This window comes from Spiroplasma endosymbiont of Megaselia nigra (genome assembly GCF_003987485.1).
Taxonomy (GTDB): Bacteria; Bacillota_I; Bacilli_A; order Mycoplasmatales; family Mycoplasmataceae; genus Spiroplasma.
The window spans coordinates 1-2,505 of record NZ_RCOO01000162.1 but is presented as its reverse complement, the minus strand read 5'-3'; the positions used below and the strand labels follow the sequence as shown (position 1 = coordinate 2,505).

The window sequence follows — 2,505 nt, the reverse complement described above, 5'->3', positions numbered from 1 at the left end:
ACATATTCAGGGTAATTAAATGTTGGTATTTCATAATCATGCGGGAGTAAGAAACTAGTTTTATAATTAGTTGTCATATCACGTAAATAATTATTTAATACACTTTTTGTTTTACCTCTGAAACTCCATACTGATAATTTTAAATAATCTTCTTCATTATTGGTATATGGATTATCGGCATAAAAGATAATTTCAAAATTACCTTTATATAAAGCTTGAATTGAAAACATATCAATTATATAACTACAATTTGTACCATCTGGTGTTTGTAAGAATTCACAATCATTATCTTTTTCACCATCACTAACTGGTGTTTGTGCATCAACCGCTCTGGTTTTTTCATTAATTAAATAAACTCAATTAGTTTTTTCATTTAATTGTTTTAAATTATATGTTGAATAAACTAACGTACTTGTTGGTTTACCATCTTTATTCAAAACAGTGCCTTTGCATTTATCAGTTAATAAAGTTGTAAAACCGAAACTAGTAGCGTTTGCTCCAAAGATAGCACCAACTTTATCATTACCTTGTTCTCTAAAAATTTCAAATGGTAAATAACCTTTACCTTTGGAATTATCACCTCAAAAGGCATCATTATAAAAACTATAAATATTAGCGCTCATAAAACCATTAAGTCATTGAAAATTAGGTCAAGTTTTTTCATCTTGATTAATTACTCAACCTCATGAAATACCAAATGAAATAAAGTTTAAGAACTTACCAACCCCACCCGGTATTGTAAAAGGATTAAAAACTAACTTTTGCGTATAGTTTAAGGGCAATAATGTAATTTGGCGATTAATAAAATTATTCATATTTAAAATATCTCAAACATTACAAGCACCCATTTTATTATATTCAATTTGAACTTGTCCAACTTTATTACCGAATTCATCTTTTCTTCTAAAATATGATGAAGCTTGTGTACCAATAATATTATCAACATTACCACTATTTACTTTTATTTTATTTGGTGGAGTTATATTTCAGTTTTTAGATCAATAAAATTTAGAATTTTTATCTTCTTTGTGAATATTTCTACCAACACCAGAATTAGTTGCTGATGTAGTAGTGGGGTCGGTTATAACAATACCCTCACTATTTTTTTGTTTTCAAAAGTCATATCTTGCTTCCATATCTTTTTTTCAATCTTCATAACCAGTTATCATAGTTGGTTGTATTCCTTGAATGTTATATCAACTTACTTCTGGTGAGGCATAAGTGTTTATTTTATCAGGTGGAGCAGTATACATGTTATACATTAATAAATCACGTTAATTCATTACTTTTTTATTAAATTGACCTTTAATAATTGGTCGGCCAATAACTGGCATATCAAAAAAGATTGGATTACCATAAAATTTAACTGCCATTGCTCTAACTCCTGGGTCTTTTAATAAAATATCATCTAATTCAACAATACCTTTATTTAGTTTTTCATCACAAGTTATTTTAGGAAAACAATAACCTCCACCTGGTGCTGATGTTTGTATAAATTGTCGTACTGATAAACCACTATTACTAATTTTGTCATTAATACTTGAAAATGTAATTTCTTGTCATAAGAAACTACCATCATATGGTGAATAATAATTAATAACATTTGATGGATATAATCATTGTCTATCTTGTGGTGAAGAATTAATATCACCACCACCAATATTTAAACCACTGTCATTAAATACAGTATAAAAATTATAATAATCATTAATATTTAATTTATCGTCATCTTCATCTAAAATTAATAAAGTATATTGTCTTTCAGTTGATTGTTGAGTAAATACTTGTTCAAATTTTGCTTCTCCAAATTGAATTGAACTTCTATCATCAATCATATAAGCATCTCAATATTTACCAACTTTAACCTCTTTTGTATAGTAATTATCGGCTTTATTATCATTATTAATAAAATAACTTAATTTATATTGATTTAAATATTTTAACATTCTATTAATATCATAAATATTTTCACCATCAATTAATTTTCAATAAAGATTATTATTTTCATCTTTTAATTTTATCGCGAAAGGTGTTTCATTATTTGCTCATATAGTTGAGTTAATAGGTTGATTTTTAAAATCATCAATTGTTAAAATATTAATTTCTTAACCTTTATATTTTTGAACTATTTTGTCATTGTGCAATAGTACTTTCCATATTATCAAATATTCCTGAATAACTACCATAATCACTTGGTTTAGCATTATTGGGTTTTCATCCTGTTTCAGTATCGGGGATATATGAACTATAAACATTAAAAGGAAATACCATTCAATGTCTATTATCTCGTATGTTTTCTCTTATATCTATTAAAGTATCATGGGCTTGTCTTCTTAATTATTCCATAACCCCTGGGTTAATTCTACTCATTTGTTAATTTTCCTTTATTTCTGTTCTACCTTGAACAGCATTTTGATTATTACCAGTTTCATCATATTCCATTAATTTATTATTATGTTCTATTTCTTTTGCGTTTATTTTATCTCAGTATTTTTCAATTTTTTC

3 protein-coding genes are annotated in these 2,505 nt (G+C 26.3%); all 3 read right to left on the bottom strand.

Features of this window, described 5'->3' with window-relative positions:
- The coding region (locus D9R21_RS05675; RefSeq protein ID WP_148108848.1) for a hypothetical protein at window positions 1-1,262 on the bottom strand (1,262 nt) is incomplete at its 3' end.
- A gap of 12 nt (window positions 1,263-1,274) precedes the next feature.
- Window positions 1,275-1,946, bottom strand: coding sequence for a hypothetical protein (locus tag D9R21_RS05670; RefSeq protein WP_126821442.1), 672 nt, complete (start codon window positions 1,944-1,946; stop codon window positions 1,275-1,277).
- Between the two features lie 166 nt (window positions 1,947-2,112).
- Window positions 2,113-2,271, bottom strand: coding sequence for a hypothetical protein (locus D9R21_RS07380; RefSeq protein ID WP_158613929.1), 159 nt, complete (start codon window positions 2,269-2,271; stop codon window positions 2,113-2,115).
- Window positions 2,272-2,505 lie beyond the last annotated feature (234 nt).